Genomic DNA, 2,139 nt, shown 5'->3' on the forward strand with positions numbered 1-2,139 from the left:
CGCCGTTCTGTATCTTCAACCTCGCCACCGTCGACGTCACGCCACGGGGACGCCGCTGCGAGGAGAGCGGCTCGTTGTCGAATCAGGGAATACTGCGCCCCCCCCCCCGGAGAAATCGGACTTCTCCAGGGAACGTTGCGTGCCATGCCTGCGGTAACGCAGCGTCGGGGTGTCGATGAGTACGCCGGCTGCCAAGGCCGAGCCCGCCATCAGTGTGGCGGTGTCTTCGACGCCACGCAGCGCGGACCATCCACCGAGGGCGAGCAGCAGGCTTCGATGCCACATCACGCCGGCGGGATGCACGGGCAGTCGATATGCCTCGGGTGGAGTGGTCGTCCACGCCGCCGGCAGCGCCCCGCGCTGCAGCACTCCGGTCGACAGCGGCAGGGAATGCGAGCGCAGGGTGCCGTCCGGGAACAGGTCCCGTGCATGACCGACGGCGAAACCCGCCCACGGATGCGCCCCGAGCGCGTCGGTGAGCGTCGCGAGCGCATGGTCTTCCAGTTCATCGTCGGCGTCGAGATTCTGAACCAGCGAGGCGGTGCACATGCCGAGCGCGATGTTGCGCGCGACCGCTGGGCCCTCGCCCGTACCGTGAGCCGCGGTCCGTACCCGGTCATCGGCAGCGGCCCCGCAGGCCACCAACGCATCGAGGACGTCGCCCGGAGGGCCGTCCACCTGCACCCGCCAGGTCCAGTCCCGGTGGCTCTGGCTACGCAGCGACGCCCACGCAGCGGGGATATAGCGGGCATAGGCGGCATGCGCCGCTGTCACCACATCCACCTGCATGTTCGCAGTATGCACCGAAAGAATGCCATCTGTGTGATAGATACCTGTCCCAAGGGGGCAAACCGAGGGGACGCATGGACATCACTTCGATCGTCGCGCAGCTGGGTCAGGCGCCGACGGCTGACTCGCGGGAGCTGGACCGCAGATGCGAGTCGGTGGCTTCCACCCTGTTCGACGCAGGCGTGGAACCGCCCTTCGACGTTGCGTCCGCGGACTTCGTAACGGACCCGTGGCTGATCTGCGCGGACAGGTATTGGCGTCGCCGTTTCCTTCAGGAACCGACCGTGGGGGTCGCGGCCCAGTGCGCCCGGTGGCTCGGTGAACACGCCGCCGGCCCGCACCGTGGCGACATCACCGAGAAATGGTCACTCGGGTATGCCTTCATCACCAAGGAAACCGTCGAGTCGCGCGAGGACCTGACCCTTGCCAGCGGCCGGATCATCGAGCGCTTTCAAGGGTCCGGCGACATCTGCTGTTTCGCGACTCTTTACCATGCCGGCAAGCTCCGGGCGAACTTCTGGTTCGATGAGCTGTACCAGTTCCTGGACGCATCACTTCTCGCGGTCGCCGCCGAGCGGCACCGCCGTGACCCGCTCTTCATCGGACTGCGCGCGTTCGCCGCTTTCGGCAGCCGGACGATCACCACCGAATATGCAACCGAACTCCTCGATCAGGCATGGACGGCATCCCCGAGGTCGCGACACGTCGTCGATGTCTGCTTGAACGCCCTGTGGGCGGCATCACCATTCGACGACCAGGGAGAACAGCTGCGCCAGCATGCGGCCGAGGCGGTCGCCGAGTATCCCGACGACCACATCTTCCACTTCCGGCTCGCGACCGGGCAACGCATGTGCGGACGCTACGACGAGGCACTCAGGAGCATCGACTCCGCGCTCCGGCTGCTACCCGCGATCGGCAGCCGCGTGAGCCACAAACTGTTACAGGAACAGTATCTGCACGAACGCGAAATGATCAAAGAAGGTCGTCAGCGAGCCAACTGGGCCAGCGAGCAGCAGGACCGGTGGCGCCAGCAGGAAGACGCGAACCAGGATCTCCGCCACACGCTGGCGACCTCCGCCGTCCGCGCGATAGAACTCGTCACGATCTTCACCGCGGCCATCGCGTTCACCGTCGGCTCACTCCAGATAACCCTCAGCGGTTCATTGACGCTTCACGACCGCATCTGGCTCCTCGTGACGCTCGGTGCCGGACTGCTCCTGTTCGCCCTCGTCATCATCGCTGGAACCTGGGTCATCAGCGGCCGACGTAGAGGACGTCGTGGATAGGGCCCAGGGAGTGGCCCTCGGTCAGCGTGACCCGCGACCCGCTTCGGCGTCGCAACCTCGCCTG

At 66.2% G+C, this 2,139-nt stretch carries 2 protein-coding genes; one reads left to right on the top strand and one right to left on the bottom strand.

Going from position 1 to position 2,139, the window contains the following annotated elements:
- Positions 1-36: 36 nt before the first annotated feature.
- The gene (locus U9980_RS21635) at positions 37-774 is read right to left on the bottom strand and encodes a glycosyltransferase family 2 protein (protein WP_322769599.1); all 738 of its coding nucleotides are present in this window, start codon (positions 772-774) and stop codon (positions 37-39) included.
- 89 nt (positions 775-863) lie between these two features.
- Here U9980_RS21635 and U9980_RS21640 point away from each other — a divergent pair, with 89 nt between their 5' ends.
- Positions 864-2,075, top strand: a complete 1,212-nt coding sequence (locus tag U9980_RS21640; RefSeq protein ID WP_322769600.1) for a hypothetical protein — start codon at positions 864-866, stop codon at positions 2,073-2,075.
- Positions 2,076-2,139: the final 64 nt, after the last annotated feature.

This window comes from Protofrankia sp. Cr1, from assembly GCF_963555865.1.
Lineage (GTDB): Bacteria > Actinomycetota > Actinomycetes > Frankiales > Frankiaceae > Protofrankia.